This is a genomic window from Nonomuraea sp. NPDC050022 (genome assembly GCF_044460705.1).
In the GTDB taxonomy this organism is placed as follows: Bacteria; Actinomycetota; Actinomycetes; order Streptosporangiales; family Streptosporangiaceae; genus Nonomuraea.
This window is the reverse complement of record NZ_JBITKE010000021.1, coordinates 53,562-73,619: the sequence shown is the minus strand read 5'-3', so window position 1 is coordinate 73,619 and position 20,058 is coordinate 53,562. Positions and strand designations below refer to the sequence as shown.

The following is a 20,058-nucleotide window of genomic DNA, read 5'->3' as shown; positions in this document are numbered from 1 at the left end:
TCATGGAGCTGAGTTCGATGTTACGAGTACCTTCTACCCAAAGATCGCTGGTTGGCGATCACTTGAGGGTGAGCGCGCCCGCGCCCCCGGCCAGCACGGCGATCACCGAGAGGGTGGCCAGCGACAGGACGCTCGAGACCAGGATGGTGTCGCGGGGCAGCTCGGTGGGCCGCCCGTACTCGGCGGCGTAGACGTAGGTGTTCTGCGCGGTGGGCAGCCCGGCGAACAGGACGGCCGCGAACAGCGCGTGGCCGTCGAGATGAAGCAGGAACCGCCCGACCAGGAACGCCACCAGCGGCTGGATCAGCAGCTTGAGCGTCACCACGGGAGCGACCCGGCGCCAGGCGACGGCCGAGCCGTTCAGCGACATGCCCAGCGCGAACAGCGCCAGCGGCACCGCCGCGCCGCCGAGCAGGTTCAGTGGCCGCATCACGGGTTCGGGCAGCTGCCAGCCGAGGGCGGACATGCCCAGGCCGAGCACCGAGGCCACCACGATCGGCATCCGCAGCGGGGCCAGCAGGGAGGAGCGTTCGACGCCCAGGCCCAGGAAGATCAGCGGAGACATCACCAGCACCTGGAAGATCAGCACCGACACCACGAAGGTCGCGTCGTGCAGGACGTACAGGCCGATGGGGATGCCGAGGTTGCCGGCGTTGACGTAGGCCGACGACATCGCCCCGATCACCCGGTCGGGCAGCTTGCCGCGCAGCGTCACGAGCGCGAGCACGCCGACGAAGACGGTGCTGATCGCGAAGGCGAGCAGCGGCCGCGGCTGGATCTGGCTGAGCGGCGTACGGCTGAGCGTGGTGAACAGTACGGCGGGCATGGCGATGGTGAAGGTGAACCCCGTGAGCGCCTGCTGGAACTGCCCGCTCGCCACCCGGAAACGCCCGGTCAGCCACCCGAGGGCGCCGATGATCCAGATGGGGGTGAACGCCGTCACTACCGTAAGCATTGGACACACCGTACTCATCGCCGAAACGCGCGCCGAGGGCGGGTCGTCCCGCGGAGTCCTGGTCAGCGGACCGGCGTGGACGGCCCGGTCACGGACGATCCGTCGGCGGCGGCCGCAGTCACGGGCCTCAGGGTTTGCGGCCGATTCCGCAGAAGCCGGGCACCTCGGCGGGCTCACCCCAGGGAGTGGCCTCGACCCGCCAGCGTGACATCGAGACCAGGCCGGGTTCCACCATCTGCAGGCCGTCGAAGAACCGGCTGATGTCGGCGTGGGTGCGGGGGGTGATCGGGTCGGCCTTCTTGTTCCATTCCTGCTGGGCCTCGGCCTGCTCAGTCGCTTCACCGTCGAGATCGAGGGTGGCATGGGTGATCGCCAGGCAGCTGCCTGGGCCTACGGCGTCCAGCAGGCGCATCACGATCTGGTGCGCTTGGTCGAAGTCCGGGATGAGATGCAGAATCCCCAGCAGCATGATCGCGACTGGCTCGTCGAAGTTCAGCGTCCGCGCGGCCAGCTCCACAATCTTGTCCGGGTCGCGCAGGTCGGCGTCGATGTAGTCGCAGACCCCCTCCTCAGAGCTGCTCAGCAACGCCGCGGCGTGCAATAACACGAGGGGATCGTTGTCGACGTAGACGATGCGGCACTCCGGGGCGACCCGCTGGGCGACCTCGTGGGTGTTGTCCATCGTCGGCAGGCCGGTCCCGATGTCCAGGAACTGGCGGACGCCCTCGCCGGTCAGGTAGCGCACAGCCCGGCCAAGGAAGGCGCGGTCGGTCCGGGCGATGTCGACGATCCCGGGAAACATCTCCTTGTACTGCTCAGCTGCTTCGCGGTCGACGGGGTAGAAGTCCTTGCCTCCGAGGAGGTAGTTCCACACCCGCGCTGAATGCGGCCTCGTGGTGTCGATCTTGCCGAAGAATGCCTGGCCCGGGATGTCGGTCATGGGGGATCTCCTGCGCCGCTTTGTCCTGGTTGTCAACCCTTAACGTAGCCGCACGAGGCGCTCCTGAGCGGCTGACCGGCAGCTGGGCGGAGGCGGATGCGAAGGCGGCGCGGGTTTCGTCAGAAGGTGAGGGGGCCGGCCCTGATCGGCCGGCCCGCGCGGTATCGGAGGTCTTACCAACCGCCGCCGTGGAGCTGGCCGCGCACCGCGCCGCCGGGGAACTCACCGGTGTGCAGGTTGACGTACCAGTTCTTCGGGTTGTGCTTGATCCCGCCGGCCACCTTGGCGGAGGTGCTCGCCGTACCCGCGATGCCGTTGATCCCGGCGGGCAGGCCGTTGGCGGCGCTGAAGAAGTTCACGACCACGGGGCCGTTCTTGCCCTTCTTGCCGCGGTGGATGTGCCCGTTCGTCGGCGCGGCGATCTTCTTCCAGGCGGTGGCGAAGTGCACCTGGGTGCCCTTGACCCAGACGAGCCAGGCGGCCCGCCCGTCCTTGTCGCCGACTTTCGTACCGGGCGCCGGGACCTCCTGGCGGCCGTCGGCCGAGGCGGTGAGAGTGGAGTGCGAGCCGTTCGCCAGCACCGACTCGAGCGCCACCGGGCGGATCTTGTACAGCTGGGCGCGGACGGCGCCGCCGGGGAACTCGCCGGTGTGCAGGTTGGCGTACCACTTCTTGGGGTTGCTCTTGATCCGGTTGAGCAGGCCGGAGTCGCTGATCTTGACGGTCCCCTTCACGGCGCTCAGGCTGCCGGGCAGCGCCTCGCCGAAGAACGGGATCTTGACGTCGCCGTTCTTGCCCGCCTTGCCCTGGTGGATGTGGAACGCGGTCGGGGTGGCGATGTTCTGCCAGCGGATGGCGTAATCGACCTGGTCGCCATGGATGCGGAACACGGCGATGGCGCTGCCGTTCTTGTCGCCGACCTTCGCGCCCGCCGCGGGCACCTCGTTCTTGCCCTGCAGCGAGGCGGCCAGGTAGACATCGGAGCTCGTACTCGCCTGCGCCGCGGCGGGCGCCAGGCCACCTGCGACCAGAGCGGTAGCGAGAACCAGGCCGGGGACGGTGAGGATGCGCTTCGTCATGATGACCCTTTCAAGCGCCTCGAGGGTGAGGCTCGTAGCTGTGTTGACGCACGGTTGTACGGGGTGCGGCGGCAGCCGGGTTCAACGACGGAACGTGTAGAAATACGCATTGGAAAAGCGCCCGAGATATTGATTTACCTTGTAAAGGCGCATACCGCTTATAGCGATCTTGTAGGCCAGAGATCCGATCTGACTAAGCCGCGTAGACGGGCGCGAGGTCGATGAAGATGCGGTAGTCCGAGATCAGTCCGTCGTCGCGGGTGCGCCAGATGGACACGGCCGCGACGCTGACGTCCTTGCCGTCGAGCCGCCGGTAGGTGACCTCGGTCTCGGCGATGGTGTCGGCGTCCACCTGCCAACTCCGGACGATCCGGTGCCGCAGGCCGCCGATGGTGGAGAAGAACGTCCGCAGCCCGGCGGCGATGGCCGCGCGTCCCACTGTCGGCTCGGCGTTGCCGAACACCAACGTGGCGTCCTCGGCCAGCAACAGGACGAACTTGTCGGGGTCGAATGTGTCGACCACCTGGAAAACGCGTCGCGCCACATCGTCGGACATACCGATCATTCCTTACGTGGTCGTCGGGGCCGCTGGTGAGGACGATACGGAATCAAGCGCCATGCGCAACTATCACGAAGGTGGTTGTCTCGTCGCCGGGTGAATCGGCTGATCGCTCGCCGCGAATTCCTGCCTCCTGGTGAATAACGGATAGGCGATCTATCTTTGGTCTGATCGTGCGACCCTCAAGGAGCATGTTCGCGAAAGGAGATGTACACGGTGAAGAGACTTCTCGAAGGAACCCCATTACGTACCGGTGTCGTCGCGGCCGTCGCGCTGGCCGGCGGCCTGCTGACCGTCTCCCCGGCCGCCGCCACGGCGATCGGCGAGCGTACCGTCGCTTCGGTTTCGCAGGCGGCCGACTCGGCCGCCGCTTCGCGGCCGCGCAATGGCAGGATCCTGTACGACCGCGTCAGCGGCGGCCAGGGCACGCTCAAGATCAAGAACGGCACCTCCAGGGACGGCGTCGTCACATTGGTCAAGGGCGGGACCAAGGCGATCAGCATCTACGTTCGCGCCAGGTCCAGCGCCAGCGTCAGGGATGTCAGGGACGGGACGTACCGGGTCTACTTCACCACCGGCTCCCGGTTCAGGGTGTCGAAGGGCAGGTTCAGCCAGAGCGCCGTGTACCAGCGGTTCAACGATCGGCTGAGGTTCACCACGACCGCCACCTCAAGGAGCGTTTGGACCCTGACCCTCAACCCGGTCAGGGGCGGCAACGCGCGGACCACCTCGATCAACCCCAAGGACTTCCCGGCGTGAGCGCGCGGCCGGCCGTCAAGGCGCAAGGCGGCCACCGGGGCGCCTGAACTGCCGTGAGATCCTTCTTTCGTGACGACGACCGAGCCCGCCGAGCCGACCCCGCGCCGTGGTCGTGGCCGTCCCGGCTACGACCAGGCCGCGATCCTGCGCACCGCCGTGGAGCTGTTCAACCGCAAGGGGTACGACGCCACGAGCATGGGAGACCTGGCCAAGGAGCTCGGACTGACGAAGCCGGCCATCTACCACCACGTCACGAGCAAGGAGCAACTGCTCAGCCAGGCATTGGACGACGCTCTCGACGAGCTCACCGCCGTCGTGACCGCGGCCGCTCGCGATCGGGCCGGGGCGACGGCGTACGAACGATTGCGTGAGGTGGTGCGGCGCAGCGTCGAGGTCCTCGTGGCGCACCAGCCCTCCGTCACGCTTCTGCTCCGGGTGCGCGGCAACAGCGGGATCGAGCTGGCCGCCCTGGAGCGGCGCCGCTGGCTCGACGACCGCTTGGCCGCGCTCGTCGCGGACGCCGTCGCGGAGGGCTCCCTGCGCGACGACGTGCCGCCGACGCTCGTGAGCCGGCTGCTGTTCGGCATGGTGAACTCGCTGGTCGAGTGGTATCGCCCGGACGGTGTGTACGACGCGGCGACGGTCGCCGACGCCATCACGGTCATCGCCTTCGACGGCTTGGCCCGCCACCAAGCCTGAACTCCCCGAGCGACCCGCCGACCCTGAAGCCTCAGCCCGCGCGACGGCGCCCACCTCAGCGCCGCCCGCTCACCACACGTAAAAGCCCTGGCCCGTCTTGCGGCCAAGGTGCCCGGCGGCGACGAGGTCGCGCAGGATCCGCGGCGGCTCGAAACGGGGTCCCAGCTCGCGCGCCAGATGCTCGGCGATCGCGAGCCGCACGTCGAGCCCGACCACGTCGGTGGTCCGCAGCGGTCCCATCGGGTGGCGGTAGCCGAGGGTCATCGCCGTGTCGATGTCGGCCGCGCTCGCGACCCCCTCCTCCAGCATCCGCATCGCCTCGAGCGCCAGGCAGACGCCGAGGCGGCTGCTCGCGAAACCCGGCGAGTCCGCGACGGTGATCGGCGTCTTGCCGAGGGCCGTCACCCACTCCTGCGCCCGCGTCACGAGCGCCGGCTCGGTGCGGGGCCCGGTGACGATCTCGACGAGGTCGCTCACCGGGACGGGGTTGAAGAAATGCAGCCCGAGAAAGCGGCCCGGCGCGGCCAGACCGGCGGCGAGCCCGCCGATCGACAGGCTGCTGGTGTTCGAGGCGAGCACCGCGTCCGGTGCCCGCCGCTCGACCAGGGCGAGCACCTCGGCCTTGAGCGCCGCGTCCTCCGGAACCGCCTCGATGACGAGCTCGCACGGGGCCAGCTCGCCCGGGTCGGTGGTCGTCCGCAGCCGGGCCAAGGCGTCCGGGAGCGGGACTTCGAGCTTGCCTTTCACGCCGGCCTTGGCCAGGCTGTCGCCCACCCGGGCGTTGGCCTGGCCGGCCGCTTCGGGGCCGTCCTCCACGACGATCACGTGGCTGCCCGAGGCCAGGAACGCGTGCGCGATCCCGGACCCCATCCGCCCGCCGCCGAAGACACCCACCGTCCGTGGCAGGGCACCGCCGGTCGTGAGTCGCGTCTGCGCGAGGGGATCACCGGTCGCGTGCCGCGTCTGGGCGACGGGATCGCCAGTCGTGTGCCGCGTCTGCGCCTGGGCGTCGCCGGTCATGAGCTTCGCTCCTGTCGCCGGTTCAGGAATGCCGTCATGCGGGTGTGTTTCTCCTCCGTCTCGAACAGGACCGCCTGCGCGACGTCGTCGACGAACGGGTGCGCGGCCCGCGGGGCGTGGAAGACGGCCTTGGTCAGCCGCGTCGCCAACGGCGCCCGCGCGGTGATGCGGTCGGCGAGCCGATGTCCCGCGGCCAGCAGGTCTTCGGGCTCCACGACGTCGTTGAGCAGGTACACGGCCCGCGCCTCCTCAGCCGTGAGGACACGGCCCGCGAGGAGGATCTCCTTGGCCAGGGGTTCCCCGACGAGCTCGGCGAGGCGCCAGGCCGCGCCGGCCGCCGCGACGATGCCGAGGTCCGTCTCCGGGTTGCCGATCCGCGCGCGCGGCGTGCCGATGCGGAAGTCGCAGGCGTACGCGAGCTCGGCCCCGCCGCCCAGGGCGTACCCGTCGATGAGGGCCACGGTCGGCATCGGCAGCCGGTGGATCCGGTCGAAGATCTTCGAGTTGATGCCCCGCAGCGCGTCCTCCCGGTTCCGCTCGCGGAGCTGGGCGATGTCCGCTCCGGCCGCGAAGGCCGGCCCCTCGCCGGTCAGGAGTACGACACGCGGCTCCTCTTCGACGGCGGCGCACGCCTGGTGGAGCGCGGCGACCAGCTCGCGGTCGATCGCGTTGCGGACCTCGGGTCTGTTGAGCCGCCACACGACCCGGTCGGCCCCTTCCTCGACGATCAGCGTCATGGCCGCTCCACCAGGAGAGCGCTGCCCTGGCCGACACCGACGCACATGGTCGCCAGCCCGCGCCGGCCGCCGGAGCGTTCGAGCCGGCCGAGCAGGGTGACGAGGATCCGGGCCCCGGACGCGCCCAGCGGGTGTCCGAGAGCGATGGCTCCGCCGTCGGCGTTGACCGCGAGATCGTCGGGGCGGACGTGGGCGAGCGCGCCGCCGTAGCGGCCTATCGGCGTCCGTACGCCGGAGACGACGAAGGGTATGAACCGTTGCCAGCGCTCGCTAGGCCAACCTGTGGTTGCCGGAAGAACTGTGATCGAAGTTTCCGATCGATCGCTACTGAAGGTAATCAGATGGTAATGTTCAGTCACAGACGGGTGCCTGACTGGCGCTCGGTCCCCGCCCCGATTGGTGTTCGCACCAACCGGACAGCGTCCGGCGGGGCGGTGGCCCAAGAGCCGCACCCCATCTGGGAATGCGGAATCAGGCCCCGACAACGCGGCTCTCAACCACGGTCCGCCCGGCTCGCCGGACGGACGCGGCATCGGCTTCCACCGGATCGCCTCCCGACCTCGGCCGGAAAGCGACGAGGCTACGCTGATGTCCGTTTTACTCAGGTAAACACAGAGAGTTGAAGACGCTTCGGTCACGAAGAGCTCCTGTGGTCGGGAAACGAAGAGAACATCGACTGGCGAAAGGAATGTCAGGCAGTGAAAGCGATGGTCAGGCGTCGAAGTCGACCGTGACGTTCTCGCTCACGGGAAACGTCTGGCAGGTGAGGACGAACCCGGCCGCCACCTCGGACTCTTCGAGGGCGTAGTTACGGCGCATGTCCACCTCACCCTCGCGGACGACCGCGCGGCACGTCCCGCAGACCCCGCCCTTGCAGGCGAACGGCAGGTCGGCCCGCGTCGCCTGGGCGCCGTCGAGGAGCGTCGTCTCCCGGGAGACGGTAGACGTCGTACGCAGTCCGTCGAGCACCGTCGTCAGTACGCTGCTCGCGCCGGTCGTCATCTTGTCCTCCCGCCGCGGCGGTGGCGGTGGCGCGTCGGCGTAGAAGAGTTCGACGTGGACGTTCCGCGCGGGGACGGCGAGTTCGGTGAGTACGGTCCGCGCGTCCTCGACCATGCGCAGCGGCCCGCACAGCCAGACGTGATCGAAGGTCTCAACCGGAACCAGCTGGGTGAGCAGGCGACGCAGCCGGTCACCGTCGAGCCGCCCCGAGAACAACTCGACCTCGCGTGGCTCGCGCGACAGCACATGGACGACCTGGAGCCGGGGACCGTACCGGTTCTTCAGGTCGCCGAGTTCCTCCGCGAACATCACGGTACGGCTCGTCCGGTTGCCGTACAGAAGCGATACCTGGGCGCCGGGATGGGCCAGCACCGTGGAGGCGACCGACAGCATCGGGGTGATGCCCGACCCGGCGGCTATGCACAGGTGCCGCTCTCCCAGCGCCGGGTCGGCCCGCCACGAGCCGGTCGGAGCCTGCACCTCGATCCGCGTTCCCGGCACCACCTCGTGGACGAGCCAGGAGGAGAAGAGCCCGTCCGGTATCTCGCGGACCCCGATACGCGGCGGGGCGCCGGCCGGTGCGCAGATCGAGTAGGACCGCCGGTGCTCCTGGCCGTCCACGAACCGGCGGAGGGTGAGCGACTGCCCGGCCCGGAAGTCGTACACCTCGCGCAACTCCTCGGGCACCGCGAACGTGATCGCCACGGCGTCCTCGCACAGGTGGTCGACCGCCGCCACGGTCAGCTGGTGGAAAGCGGCGGACGCCCGGGTCGTCGCGCGGCCGGGCGCGAGCGTGCTCATCTCATATCTCCTTGACATGCTCGAACGGCTCAAGGCAGTCGGTGCAGCTGTAGAGGGCCTTGCAGGCGGTGGCGCCGAATTCGGAGACCAGGCGGGTGGCCGTCGAACCGCAGCGCGGACAGGCCGGGGCGAGCCGCCGGGGCCCGAGCGTGAGCGCCACCGGCCCCCTCTGCCGACGGGCGGGGCCGGGGGCCGACAGCCCGGCCTCCCGCAGGGCGGCCCGTCCCCGCTCGGAGATCCAGTCGCTCGACCAGGCCGGGTCGAGCACGACGCGGACCTCGACACGGGGGAATCCCGCGTCGTTCAACCGATGGACCAGATCGTCGCGCATGGTGCCCATGGCCGGGCAGCCGGTGTAGGTAGGGGTGATCGAGGCGACCACGACCTCGTCGCCGTCCGTCGTCCGCTCGACGTCGACACCGCGCAGCACACCGAGATCGGCGAGAGTCAGCATCGGCATCTCGGGATCACGCACCTGCCCGGCGACCTCGGCGGCCCGCTCCCGTCCACTCACCGGCACCCCCTCGACATCGGCGGATCGCTCTTGGGCGCTCGCCGCTACCCGCTCAGCCCCGGTGATCTCGACGGCGCGGTCTTGGGCGGTCACCAGCGCCCGCTCGGGTGTGCGCGTGCGACCACCTGCATCTCGGCGATCAAGTCGCTGAGGGCCTCGGTGTGCGCGCCGTGCCGCCCGCCGTCGCCCGCCAGGGGCGGACGGTCCGGGCGGGCGACGCCGCTCATGGCGAGCACCTGGTCGAGGATGTCGTCCACCTCGGCGCGGACGGTCGCGGGGTCGACACCGACCCGGGCCCGCGCGAGCGAGCGCTCGACAGGATGCGTGGCGACAAGTTCCGGCTGGTACGGCCACAGGTCGCCGAAGGCGGTGACGAGTCTGCGGCGCGACTCCTCGGTGCCCTGCGCCAGCGTGAGGAACCAGCGGGCCGCCCAGTCCCGGTGGTAGGTGAGCTCCTTGACGCCCTTGGCCGCCACATGGGCCAGCACCGTGTCGGTGCTCGCGCGCAGCCGTTCCAGCAGCGCGAGCCGGGCCACCGAGAACAGCAGCAGACGTACGACGACGTGCGCGAAATCGCCGTTCGCCACCTCGGCCAGGCGTACGTTGCCGAACTGCCCGGCGTCACGGAAGAACGCCAGCGCGTCCTCCGCGGGCACCGGCGAGCCCTCCGGGAGGGCGGGCACGACGCCGGGGTCGGCGGCGGCCGCCCGCGCCAGGAGCAGGCGTGCCTGCCCGAGGAGGTCGAGGGCGATGTTCGCCAGCGCGATGTCCTCTTCGAGGTCCGGCGCCCGGCTGCACCACTCGGACAGGCGCTGCGACATGATCAGCGCGTCGTCGCCGAGCATGAGGCAGTACGCGGCGAGTTCGGCGTGGTCGACGCCGTCAGGCACGGTCGTGTCGACGCCGGCCAGCGGGTCCTCGAAATCGGTGCCGAACGCCCACTGCGCGGAATCCCCGCCGATCAGGCCGTCGAAGACGCTGCCGTGGTCGTCGCTCATGGTGGTCCGCCTTCCGGACGTGTCGGTGGATTGAAGTGGACTGGATGGATCGGGCCGGATGGCCTGGATAAAGCGGAGCGGGCCGGATGGGCGGGGGAGTGGTCGGCCGGGTCACATGTGCGGCACGTTCTCGGGGATCTCGTAGAACGTCGGGTGCCGGTAGACCTTGTCGCCGTTCGGCGCGAACAAGGGATCCTTCTCGTCCGGGCTGGAGGCCGTGATGACGTCGGCCCGTACGACCCAGATGCTCACGCCCTCGTTGCGCCGCGTGTAGACGTCGCGCGCGTGCCGCAGGGCCATCGCGTCGTCCGGGGCGTGCAGCGACCCGACGTGGACGTGGTTGAGCCCGCGCTTGCTACGGACGAACACCTCGTAAAGCGGCCATTCCCGCCGGTCGCCGCTCATCGCGCACCGCCCTCGTCGGAGGGGTCCACCGACGTCGAGCCGTTCGCTTCGGCGGAGCGGCTCGCGAATGCCGACGCCGCCTCGCGTACCCAGGCGCCGTCCTCGTGGGCCGTGCGGCGGTGGCGCAGACGTTCGGCGTTGCACGGCCCGTCGCCGCGGATGACCGCGGCGAGCTCCGCCCAGTCCGGGTCGCCGAAGTCGTGGTGCCCGCGCTCCTCGTTCCAGCGCAGGTCGGGGTCGGGCAGCGTCACCCCGAGGGCGTCGGCCTGCGGGACCGTCATGTCGACGAAGCGCTGGCGCAGCTCGTCGTTGGAGTTGCGCTTGACGCCCCACGCCATCGAGCGCGCGCTGTTGGGGGACTCGCCATCCGGCGGGCCGAACATCATCAGCGACGGCCACCAGAACCGATCGACCGACTCCTGGACCATGGCGCGCTGGGCGTCGGTGCCGCGCATCATCGTCATGAGCAGCTCGTAGCCCTGCCGCTGATGGAAGGACTCCTCCTTGCAGATGCGGATCATGGCGCGCCCGTACGGTCCATAAGAGGTGCGGCAGAGCGGCACCTGGTTGCAGATCGCGGCTCCGTCGACCAGCCAGCCGATCGTGCCGACGTCGGCGTAGGACAGCGTCGGGTAGTTGAAGATCGAGGAGTACTTCTGCCGGCCGGCCAGCAGCAGCTCGGTCAGCTGGATGCGGGAGACGCCGAGGGTCTCGCACGCCGAGTACAGGTAGAGGCCGTGCCCGGCCTCGTCCTGCACCTTGGCCAGGAGGATCGCCTTGCGGCGCAGGGATGGGGCGCGTCCGATCCAGGCGCCCTCGGGCTGCATGCCGATGATCTCGGAGTGCGCGTGCTGGGCGATCTGGCGTACGAGCGTCCTGCGGTAGTCGTCCGGCATCCAGTCGCGGGGCTCGATCCGGTCGTTGCGCGCGATGGTCGCGTCGAACCCGGCCTGCAGCCGCTCCTCCAGTTCCGGCTCCGCCGGAGTCGTGGTCATCTTTCCTCCGAGACATCGGTGACATCGATCGTATTTACTTATCGCTCGGTCAGTAATACCATCGCATGGGTCGGGGGTCCCGCGCAACAGGTCGCGGTGACGGGGAATGTTCTAGAGGACCGATGCCCCCCGCCAACCGCGAAACCGCAGAACCGCAGAGAGGAGACAGCGTGAGCGCGCTGCTGGAGAGCTACGCCGCCGGACGATGGTTCCGGGCGGCGGACGACGGGCAACCTCTGCTCGACGCCGCCACGGGTGAGGAGGTCGCGCGAATCTCGAGCCGGGGGCTGGACGTCGCCGCGATGGTCCGGCACGCCCGGGACATCGGCGGACCCGCGCTGCGATCCCTGACCTTCCACGAGCGGGCGGCCCTGCTCAAAGCGCTGGCCAAGCACCTGATCGCGCGGAAGGAGGAGCTCTACGCACTGTCCGTACGGACCGGAGCCACCTCACGGGACACGATGGTCGACGTGGACGGCGGCATCGGCACCCTGTTCAGCTACGCCAGCAAGGGGGTCCGCGAGCTGCCGAACGACACGGTGTTCCTCGACGGCGGCCTCGAACGTCTGGGCAAGGGCGGCACCTTCGTCGGCCAGCACATCTACACCTCGCGGCCGGGTGTCGCGGTGCAGATCAACGCCTTCAACTTCCCGGTCTGGGGCATGCTCGAGAAGCTGGCCCCGGCCTTTCTCGCCGGGCTGCCGTCGATCGTCAAGCCCGGGAGCCAGACCGCGTACCTCACCGAACTCGCCGTCCGGCTGATCATCGAGTCGGGGATCCTGCCCGAGGGGACGCTCCAGCTCGTCGCCGGCGGCGCGGGCGGCCTGCTCGACGAGCTGACGATCCAGGACTCCGTCGCCTTCACCGGCTCGGCGCACACGGCGGGCGTCCTGCGCCGCCACCCGAACGTGCTCGACGGCGGCGTCCTGCTCGGCGTCGAGGCCGACTCGCTCAACTGCTCGATCCTCGGGCCGGACGTGCTGCCGGATGATCCGGAGTTCGACCTGTTCGTCAAGGGCGTCGTCACCGAGATGACGGTCAAGGCGGGGCAGAAGTGCACGGCCATCCGCCGGGTGCTCGTACCCGAGGCGATGGCCGACCAGGTGGTCGACGCGCTCACCGCCCGCCTGGCGAAGGTGACCGTCGGAGACCCGCGCAACCCGGACGTGCGGATGGGCCCCCTCGCCGGGCTCGCCCAGCGCGACGAGGTGCGCAAGGCCGTCGAAGCGCTCACGGCGGGTGCCGAGGTGGTCTTCGGCGACCCCGAAGGCGCGGCCCTGCTCGACGGCGACTCCGAGCGCGGTGCCTTCATGACCCCGCTCGTGCTGCGCGCGCGCCCCGGCGCCGGCGAGCCGCACGACGTGGAGCCGTTCGGCCCGGTGAGCACCGTGCTCACCTACGACGGCGTAGACGCGGCCGTCGCCCTCGCCGTCCGGGGCAAGGGTAGCCTCGTCGCCTCCGTCGTCACCCACGACCCGCAGGTCGCGCGGTCCGTCGTACTCGGGCTGGCGCCCTGGCACGGTCGCGTCCTCGTCCTGGACAGGGACGACGCCGGGGAGTCCACCGGGCATGGCTCGCCGCTGCCCGTCCTGGTCCACGGCGGCCCCGGGCGGGCCGGGAGCGGTGAGGAGCTCGGCGGCATCCGAGGGGTCCTGCACCACATGCAGCGCACCGCCGTACAGGCATCCCCGGACCAGCTCACCGCGATCACCGGACGGTGGACGACGGGCGCCGCCCGCGTCGACTCCGGCGTCCACCCCTTCCGGAAGTCCCTGGCGGAGCTGCGCGTGGGCGACACGATCGCCTCCGCGCCGCGTACGGTGACGCTCGCGGACGTCGAGCACTTCGCCGAGTTCACCGGGGACACCTTCTACGCGCACACCGACGCCGCGGCCGCCGCGCGGAACCCGCTGTTCGGCGGCATCGTCGCCCACGGGTACCTCGTCGTGTCCCTGGCCGCCGGTCTCTTCGTCGACCCGGCGCCCGGACCGGTCCTGGCGAACTTCGGCGTCGACGGACTGCGCTTCCTCACCCCGGTCAAGCCCGGCGACGCGATCGACGTGGCGCTGACCGTCAAGCAGATCACCCCGCGCGGCGGCGCGGACTACGGCGAGGTCCGCTGGGACGCCGTCGTGTCCAACCAGGACGGCCAGGCGGTCGCCACGTACGACGTGCTGACCCTCGTGGCGAAGACCTGGCCGGCGACGTCCGCGCCGGAGTCCTGACGTGTCCGGACCGAGCCAGGACGCGACCCCGGTCACCGTCGAACGTGACGGCGCCCCGGTCATCTCCGAGCGTGACGCGGCCCCGGTCACCGTCGAACGTGACGGGGCCGTGGCCGTTCTCACCCTGAACCGCCCGGATCGCCGCAACGCGCTGGACGCCGGGATGAAGACGGCGTTGCGCCGGGCGCTCGAGGAGGCCGCGTCCGACGACGCCGTCCGCGCCGTACTGCTGACCGGCGCGGGCAGCGCCTTCTGTGTCGGTCAGGACCTCGCCGAGCACGCGGCCGCCCTCCGCGCCGACGCGGCGCACGCGTTCGACACGGTCGAGGAGGACTACGCGCCGATCATCCGGCTTCTGGCCACGATGGGCAAGCCGGTCGTCGCGGTCGTCAACGGTACGTGCGTCGGCGCGGGGCTGGCCCTCGCGCTGGCCTGCGACCTGCGCGTCCTCGCCGAGGAGGCCGTCTTCGCGACGGCGTTCACCGGGATCGGGCTGACGTGCGACTCCGGGCTGTCCACGACGCTCACGCGGTCGGTCGGTGAGGCCCGGTCCAAGGAACTCGTCCTGCTCGGCGAGTCCTTCACCGCCCAGCAGGCCGTCGCGTGGGGGATCTCGGGCCGCGTGGTCTCGCGAGCGGACGTCGGTACGGCGGGCCGTGAGCTCGCGGCCCGGCTCGCGGCCGGGCCGACCGCCGCCTACGCCGCGTCCAAGCTGCTGATCGCACAGTCCTGGGGCCGGGACCTAGGGACGGTGCTCACGGCCGAAGCACGCGCCCAGGCGCAACTGGGCCGGACCGCCGACCACGCAGGAGCGGTCGAGGCGTTCCTTGCCAAGCGCAAGCCCGTCTTCGAGGGGCACTAACCCACCGCCCCCAGGGTGCAGATCCACTGCCTCTGGGGGCTGCGCCCGCCCCTGGGGTGCTTAGCTCGCTCCTCTCCAGCACGACGTCCGCCCCGGTCATCAGTGAGGTGACCGGGGCGAACGCGGGCTCGCGGGCTGGGGCTCAGTCGTGGGAGGCCCGCTGAGCGGATGCGGCGTGGGCGAGGTCGATGGCGGTCCACGCCATGGCGGTGGCGCCGTCCAGGACCGCTCTGTCGGCGGCCGGAGTGGCGCAGGCCGCGGTGAACTCGGGCTGATGGTTGACCGCGGGCAGGCAGTCCAGCCCCAGCATGGGATGGATGGTGGGGACGACATGGGAGACGTTGCCCATGTCCGTGGCCGCGCCCGCCGGAGCGCCGCCGGGCAGATCCGGGAAGACACGCCCCAGCGCCTCGGCGTTGGCCCGGTACAGCCGCAGCATCCCCGCGTCGGGCCGCAGGTCGGCGTAGTCGGGGCCCAGGGGAGTGATCGTCAGCTCACACCCGGTGGCCACCGCTCCCGCGTCGAAGCAGCGCCGCACGCGTGGCTTGAGCTCGGCCAGGGCCTCCAGCGTGGAGGCGCGGACGATCCACCGCCCGTGGCTGGCGTCGGGGATCACGTTCGGCGCGGTGCCGGCCTGGGTGACGATGCCGTGGACGCGGTCACCGGCGCCCGTCTGCTGGCGCAGCAGCCCGATCGCCACCTGTGCGACGGTCATCGCGTCGGCCGCGTTGACGCCCAGCTCGGGGTACGCGCCGGCATGGGCGGGCTTCCCAAGGTAGGAGACCTCGAACTGGGCGACGGCCGAGCCGGGCATCGCCGCCATCTCGACCGCGGCGGGATGGACCATCATCGCCGCGTCGAGCCCCGCGAACGCGCCGCGCTCCAGCATGAGGACCTTGCCGCCGCCGCCTTCTTCGGCCGGAGTGCCGAGGACGGTCACCGTCAGCCCGAGATCGTCGGCCAGCCCGGCCAGTCCGGCTGCGGCGCCGACCGCGGCGGCGGCGATGATGTTGTGCCCGCAGGCGTGCCCGATCTGCGGCAGGGCATCGTATTCGGCGCAGATCCCGATGTGCAGCGGACCCGTTCCCACGCTCGCCCGTACGGCGGTGGGCAGGTCGTAGCAGCCGTGCTGGACGTCGAAACCGGCGGCGCTCAGCGCGTCCGATACCCACGCGCTGGCCCGCGTCTCCTCGAAGGCCGGCTCGGGGTGGGAGTGGATGCGATGGGACAGCTCGACCAGGCGGCTGCTCCAGGCGCCGACGGCGTTGGCGGCATGCCGCTTGGCGTCGGCCGTCACGCGGACGGGGCGGTGTGGACCGAGACGGGGCGGGTGGCCGCGTCGTAGGCGGCGCGGGACCCGGTCGCCCCCATGCCGCTGTCACCCGCCGGCTCATACAGCCGCTCGGGCCCGCCGCCCTGCCACTGGTTGACCCACACGACCCCGGCCGGGATGTCGCGAGCGGCGGCCATGTGCGCCGGGTCGTTGGTGTACACGGTGGCGGCGAGGCCGAAACGCGTGCCGGCCGCCTTCTCCAGCCCCTCCTCGAAGGAGGAGACGACCTCGACCGGGGCGAGCGGGCCGAAGGTCTCCTCGGTCATGACCAGCATGGAGTCGTCCACGCCGGTGAGCACGGTGGCGGGGTAGAAGAAGCCCTTGCCCTCGGGTACGGTCCCGCCCGTGCGGACGGTCGCGCCGCGGTCCACCGCGTCGGTGACGTGCCGGTCCACGATGTCGCGCTGACGCCGGTCGACCAGCGGGCCCAGCACCGTGCTCTCCTCGCGCCCGTCTCCCAGGGCGTAACCGCCTGCGGCCTCGACGAGGGCGTCGACGAACGCCTCGGCGATGTCCTGGTGCACGTAGACGCGTTCCATGGACGTACAGATCTGGCCGGAGTTGGCGAACGCGCCGAACGCGACCGCCGCGGCGGTCGCGGCCGGGTCGACTCCCGCGTCCACGACCACGGGGTCCTTGCCGCCGAGTTCGAGGATCGCCCGGTGCAGCAGGCCGCCGCTCTCCGCGCCGACCCGGCGTCCGGCCTCGACCGAGCCGGTGAAGTGGACGAGCCCGATCCGTTCGTCCGCGACCAGCGGCGCACCGGCCCGGGAGTCGCCGAGGACCAGGTTCACCACGCCGGCCGGCAGGTCCATCAGCTCCAGCAGCCGTACCGCCGACATGGGGGAGCGCTCGGACGGCTTGAGCACGACGGTGTTGCCCGCCGCCAGCAGCGGGCCGAGCGCCCCCAGCGCCATGGGCACCGGGAAGTTCCACGGCACGATGACCGCCGTCGCGCCGAGCGGCTTACGCAGGATCGTGGTGGCGCTCCCGCCCGGACCGGCGACGGTCTCCTCGAACGGATAGTCCAGGGCCTCGGCCACCGCCGCCTTCAACCCTTGCGCCGCGCCCCCGATGAAGGTACGGCCGAGCGCGACGGGCTTGCCCATCTCCCGGCATTCGAGCTCCGCCAGCTCCTCGGCGTGCTCGGCGATCGTGTCCGCCCACCGGGACAGGCGCTCCACGCGTTCGGCGACCGGGAGTGCCGCCCAGGCCGGGTGCGCCTGGACGGCCGCGTCGACGGCCAGGCGGACGTCCTCCGGCGAGCCGCCGGGGGAGCGGCCGACGACCTCTTCGGTCGCCGGATCGATCACGTCGTGGAACGCGTCACCACGCGAGTCCTCCCACATGCCGCCGATCAGATTCTGCAGGGTCTTCACGAAATGGTGCTCCTTGCCAGGTAAGTAGGGGCCGGCTCAGCCGAGACGGTCGGCCATGAGCTCGCCGACCATGATCGCTGCCAGGTTGGTGTTGGCCCGCGGGACAGAGGGGAAGATCGAGGCGTCGACCACGCGCAGCCCGTCGACCCCGAGTACACGGCACGACGGATCGACCACCGTGACGGCGTCGCCGGGCGCGCCCATCCGGCAGGTGCTGGTGCCGTGCTGGGCGTCCACGGCGGTGGCCAGGAGGTGGTCGTCGAGTTCGGCGTCGTTGTCCAGCACCGCGAACAGGCGGCTGTTGCGGCCCTTGACCGAGCCGTCGAGGATCGGGGCGACCTCGGGGCCGCGCGCCATCTCGACCAGGGCGCGGACCCCCTGACGCAGCCGTTCCAGATCGCGGGCGTCCGACAGCATCCGCTCCCGTACCTCGGGCTGAGCCTCGGGGTCGGCGGAGGTCAGCGTCAGTACGCCGCGTGAGTGGTTCTGGTTCAGCCACACGCCGAAGCCGCCCGCCGGGAACCGGGTGTCGGCGGCCTCCATGGACAGCACGTTCTGGTTCAGCGAGACGAACATCATGTCGTGCGGCAGACCCCCGGGACCACTGGTGTAGCGGACGCAGACATTGGTGTGGCGGTCGTCGGCCGTCTTGATGGCGGCCTGCGCGGTCAGCGGCAGCTCGACGACGATCATCGGATGGTCCTGCATGCCGAGGCCGACCGGCAGGTCCCGCCGTACCATGATCCCCAGCCGGCGCAGGTCGGCGGCCGGGCCGACCCCTGACCGCAGCAGGATCGCGGGGGAGTGGATGACGCCCGCGCTGAGCACGATCTCGTCCGCGTACTCGGTCGTCGCCGTCCCGTCCACGATCACCCGGACGCCGGTGGCGCGGTCGCCGTCGAAGACGACCTGATCCACCAGGGCCCCGCCGCGTACGGTGAGGCCGGGCAGGGCTCGGCCCGGTTCGAGGTAGCCGTCGTTGACGGTGACCCTGCGCCCGGCGCGCGAGTTGATCGGGTAAGGCGAGACCCCGCTCGCTCCGGGCGCGTTCACGTCCGGCGCCCACGGGTGTCCGGCGGCCAGCGCGGCGGCCGACAGGGCGGAGTCCACCGCCCCCCACCGCCCTTGCGGCATCCGGAAGATCGGCGTCGGCCCGCCGCGCCCGTGGTACGGCTCGTCTCCGAACTCCGCGTCGTCCTCAAGCTTCGCGAAGTAGGGCAGTACGTCTTGCCATGACCAGCCGGCGCAGCCCGCCGCGGCCCAGTCGTCGAAGTCCTCCATCGGCGGGCGGATCGCGATCTGCCCGTTGATCGACGAGCTGCCGCCCACTCCACGCCCGCGCCAGTACGGCGCCTGCGCCTGCTTGTCGGTCCGGGAGGAGTTGACGCCCATCCAGACCAGGCCCTCGGTGGCGCTGGGATCCAGCAGCGCGCGGACGGGGTTCGGCGAGCGCCACGCCTCGTGCATCTGCGCCGACCGGTAGTCGGGCCCGGCCTCCAGCAGCAGGACGCGCTTGCCCCGCTCGGCGGAGCGTACGGCGAGTGCCGCGCCGGCGGAGCCGGCTCCCACGACGATGATGTCCCAGCCCGTGCCTGTCACGGCGAACCTCCTGCATTCAGGCAGCGCGGCTCCAGACATGCCCGAACCGCTGTTAGCCGGTAGACTGCCCTCCAGCGGAAAGTTCAGTCAATAGTGAAAGTTCATTTTTTTCTGAGCGATGGGAGTCCGGTGGTGTCCAGCCCCGTCGGCGACGATGCGGTGAATCCCCTGATCGACGACTTCGGGCTGCACATCGGCCGGGCGATGGGCTGGCCGCCGATGGCCGGACGGGCCGCGGGCGTCCTCATGCTCAGGGAGGCGCCCATGACGATGACGGAGCTGCAGGACGCCCTGGACGCGAGCAAGGGCTCGGTGTCGGAGACAACGCGCCTGCTGATGGTCAGCGGAACCGTGCGGCGCTTCAAGCAGCCGGGTTCCCGGCAGTACGTCTACGAATGGCGCGACGACGCCTGGAGCGGCTGCCTGCAGCACCAGCTGGAGCAGACGACCGAGTTGCTGGCCCTGGCCGAGAGCGCGCAGCGCCGCGCCGCCGACCTGCCCGAGCGGCAGGGGGCGCGCCTGCGGGAGATGCACGAGTACTACATCTTCATGGTGCGCGGCCTCGACGCGCTCCTGGAGGAGTACAAGTCCTCCCGGGACGCGCGCTAGCTCTCCCGTGCCCCCCAGTCCGTCCCCCGGCCGCGGGCCTCGTCGAACACCAGCCAGGTGCGGGTGGCCCGGACGCCGGGGACGTCCTGGATGCGTTCCAGCACCACCTGCCTGAGCGCCGCGTTGTCCGGCGTCCTGACCAGGGCCAGGACGTCGTAGTCGCCGCCGACCATCGCGAAGTGCTCGACGTACGGGATGCTCCGGAGCCTGGCCGACACCGTACGCCAGGAGTTCTGCTCGATGGTGACCGAGACGTACGCGCTGGTGCCCAGACCGGCCTTGTGCGGGGCGAGTTCGGCCGTGAAGCCGGTGATCACCCCGTCGTCCATCAGTCGCGTGAGGCGGGCGTAGGCGTTGGCGCGGGAGATGTGGACGCGCTCGGCGAGCGTCCGCATCGACATCCGGCCGTCGCGCAGCAGCTCGGCGATGATCGCGCGGTCGACTCCGTCTAGTTTGCTGGCCGAATGTCCCGGCCAGCCCCCCTCAACGCCCTCGTCGGCTGACATTTGGCCCTCCCCGCGTCCCCATTGAACCCATTTGTCGCTCATCATGCCCGATGTCTTGAACAGATGGTTCTGGAGGTCGACG

The 20,058-nt window shown here is 70.7% G+C and carries 20 protein-coding genes and 1 pseudogene; 5 read left to right on the top strand and 16 right to left on the bottom strand.

Annotated elements, in window-relative coordinates; translation table 11 throughout:
• Positions 1-58: 58 nt before the first annotated feature.
• From ACIBO2_RS55220 to ACIBO2_RS55205, 4 genes are all read right to left on the bottom strand, one after another.
• Positions 59-955 carry an AEC family transporter gene (locus tag ACIBO2_RS55220; RefSeq protein ID WP_358541207.1) on the bottom strand — a complete coding sequence of 299 codons (897 nt, stop codon included), beginning with the start codon at positions 953-955 and terminating at the stop codon, positions 59-61.
• A gap of 127 nt (positions 956-1,082) precedes the next feature.
• Positions 1,083-1,895 (bottom strand): SAM-dependent methyltransferase, encoded by an 813-nt coding sequence (locus tag ACIBO2_RS55215; RefSeq protein ID WP_358541210.1) that lies wholly within the window; start codon positions 1,893-1,895, stop codon positions 1,083-1,085.
• A 173-nt stretch (positions 1,896-2,068) separates the two neighbouring features.
• A complete protein-coding gene (locus tag ACIBO2_RS55210) occupies positions 2,069-2,974 on the bottom strand; it encodes a CHRD domain-containing protein (RefSeq protein WP_358541213.1) in 906 nt (301 codons plus the stop codon).
• Between the two features lie 193 nt (positions 2,975-3,167).
• Positions 3,168-3,530 carry a nuclear transport factor 2 family protein gene (locus ACIBO2_RS55205; protein WP_397305059.1) on the bottom strand — a complete coding sequence of 121 codons (363 nt, stop codon included), beginning with the start codon at positions 3,528-3,530 and terminating at the stop codon, positions 3,168-3,170.
• Between the two features lie 219 nt (positions 3,531-3,749).
• On the opposite strand from ACIBO2_RS55205, the gene ACIBO2_RS55200 reads away from it, so the two are divergent.
• Together ACIBO2_RS55200 and ACIBO2_RS55195 are read left to right on the top strand one after the other, a co-directional pair.
• The gene (locus ACIBO2_RS55200) at positions 3,750-4,292 is read left to right on the top strand and encodes a hypothetical protein (RefSeq protein ID WP_397305058.1); all 543 of its coding nucleotides are present in this window, start codon (positions 3,750-3,752) and stop codon (positions 4,290-4,292) included.
• 69 nt (positions 4,293-4,361) lie between these two features.
• Entirely contained in the window at positions 4,362-4,991 is a 630-nt protein-coding gene (locus tag ACIBO2_RS55195; protein ID WP_358541222.1) for a TetR/AcrR family transcriptional regulator, read from the top strand.
• Positions 4,992-5,060: 69 nt separating this feature from the next.
• On the opposite strand, the gene ACIBO2_RS55190 is transcribed toward ACIBO2_RS55195, so the two are convergent.
• The 8 genes and pseudogenes from ACIBO2_RS55190 to paaA form a co-directional block, all read right to left on the bottom strand.
• On the bottom strand, positions 5,061-6,011 hold the full coding sequence (locus ACIBO2_RS55190; protein WP_358541225.1) for a 3-hydroxyacyl-CoA dehydrogenase family protein: 951 nt from the start codon (positions 6,009-6,011) through the stop codon (positions 5,061-5,063).
• On the bottom strand, positions 6,008-6,748 hold the full coding sequence (locus ACIBO2_RS55185; RefSeq protein ID WP_358541228.1) for an enoyl-CoA hydratase/isomerase family protein: 741 nt from the start codon (positions 6,746-6,748) through the stop codon (positions 6,008-6,010). Before ACIBO2_RS55185 ends, ACIBO2_RS55190 begins: the two co-directional genes overlap by 4 nt.
• A pseudogene (locus ACIBO2_RS55180) lies at positions 6,745-6,918 on the bottom strand (3-oxoadipyl-CoA thiolase); the annotation flags it as partial. The pseudogene ACIBO2_RS55180 and the gene ACIBO2_RS55185, both read right to left, overlap by 4 nt.
• A 541-nt stretch (positions 6,919-7,459) precedes the next feature.
• Positions 7,460-8,551 carry a 1,2-phenylacetyl-CoA epoxidase subunit PaaE gene (gene paaE, locus ACIBO2_RS55175; protein ID WP_358541231.1) on the bottom strand — a complete coding sequence of 364 codons (1,092 nt, stop codon included), beginning with the start codon at positions 8,549-8,551 and terminating at the stop codon, positions 7,460-7,462.
• Position 8,552: 1 nt separating this feature from the next.
• The gene (gene paaD, locus ACIBO2_RS55170; protein WP_358541425.1) at positions 8,553-9,071 is read right to left on the bottom strand and encodes a 1,2-phenylacetyl-CoA epoxidase subunit PaaD; all 519 of its coding nucleotides are present in this window, start codon (positions 9,069-9,071) and stop codon (positions 8,553-8,555) included.
• A gap of 83 nt (positions 9,072-9,154) precedes the next feature.
• On the bottom strand, positions 9,155-10,063 hold the full coding sequence (gene paaC / locus ACIBO2_RS55165) for a 1,2-phenylacetyl-CoA epoxidase subunit PaaC (RefSeq protein WP_397305057.1): 909 nt from the start codon (positions 10,061-10,063) through the stop codon (positions 9,155-9,157).
• Positions 10,064-10,174: 111 nt separating this feature from the next.
• Positions 10,175-10,468, bottom strand: coding sequence for a 1,2-phenylacetyl-CoA epoxidase subunit PaaB (paaB, locus tag ACIBO2_RS55160; RefSeq protein WP_397305056.1), 294 nt, complete (start codon positions 10,466-10,468; stop codon positions 10,175-10,177).
• Positions 10,465-11,463, bottom strand: coding sequence for a 1,2-phenylacetyl-CoA epoxidase subunit PaaA (paaA, locus tag ACIBO2_RS55155; protein ID WP_397305054.1), 999 nt, complete (start codon positions 11,461-11,463; stop codon positions 10,465-10,467). Before paaA ends, paaB begins: the two co-directional genes overlap by 4 nt.
• Positions 11,464-11,633: 170 nt before the next feature.
• Between paaA and paaZ the strand changes: the two genes are divergently transcribed.
• Together paaZ and ACIBO2_RS55145 are read left to right on the top strand one after the other, a co-directional pair.
• A complete protein-coding gene (paaZ, locus tag ACIBO2_RS55150; RefSeq protein ID WP_358541239.1) occupies positions 11,634-13,688 on the top strand; it encodes a phenylacetic acid degradation bifunctional protein PaaZ in 2,055 nt (684 codons plus the stop codon).
• Between the two features lies 1 nt (position 13,689).
• Entirely contained in the window at positions 13,690-14,550 is an 861-nt protein-coding gene (locus ACIBO2_RS55145) for an enoyl-CoA hydratase-related protein (RefSeq protein WP_358541241.1), read from the top strand.
• Between the two features lie 142 nt (positions 14,551-14,692).
• Here the strand turns inward: ACIBO2_RS55145 and ACIBO2_RS55140 are convergent, their stop codons facing one another.
• Genes ACIBO2_RS55140 through ACIBO2_RS55130 form a run of 3 tightly spaced genes read right to left on the bottom strand, consistent with a single transcriptional unit; the run spans position 14,693 to position 18,861 of the window.
• Positions 14,693-15,847 (bottom strand): M20 family metallopeptidase, encoded by a 1,155-nt coding sequence (locus ACIBO2_RS55140; RefSeq protein ID WP_358541244.1) that lies wholly within the window; start codon positions 15,845-15,847, stop codon positions 14,693-14,695.
• Positions 15,844-17,262, bottom strand: coding sequence for an aldehyde dehydrogenase family protein (locus tag ACIBO2_RS55135; RefSeq protein WP_397305053.1), 1,419 nt, complete (start codon positions 17,260-17,262; stop codon positions 15,844-15,846). The genes ACIBO2_RS55140 and ACIBO2_RS55135 overlap by 4 nt, the downstream gene beginning before the upstream one ends.
• Before the next feature lie 36 nt (positions 17,263-17,298).
• On the bottom strand, positions 17,299-18,861 hold the full coding sequence (locus tag ACIBO2_RS55130; RefSeq protein WP_397305052.1) for a GMC family oxidoreductase: 1,563 nt from the start codon (positions 18,859-18,861) through the stop codon (positions 17,299-17,301).
• A gap of 132 nt (positions 18,862-18,993) precedes the next feature.
• On the opposite strand from ACIBO2_RS55130, the gene ACIBO2_RS55125 reads away from it, so the two are divergent.
• Positions 18,994-19,470 carry a hypothetical protein gene (locus ACIBO2_RS55125; protein WP_358541251.1) on the top strand — a complete coding sequence of 159 codons (477 nt, stop codon included), beginning with the start codon at positions 18,994-18,996 and terminating at the stop codon, positions 19,468-19,470.
• Here the strand turns inward: ACIBO2_RS55125 and ACIBO2_RS55120 are convergent.
• On the bottom strand, positions 19,467-19,976 hold the full coding sequence (locus tag ACIBO2_RS55120) for an Lrp/AsnC family transcriptional regulator (RefSeq protein WP_358199960.1): 510 nt from the start codon (positions 19,974-19,976) through the stop codon (positions 19,467-19,469). The two genes, ACIBO2_RS55125 and ACIBO2_RS55120, sit on opposite strands and share 4 nt — an antisense overlap.
• Between the last annotated feature and the right edge of the window lie 82 nt (positions 19,977-20,058).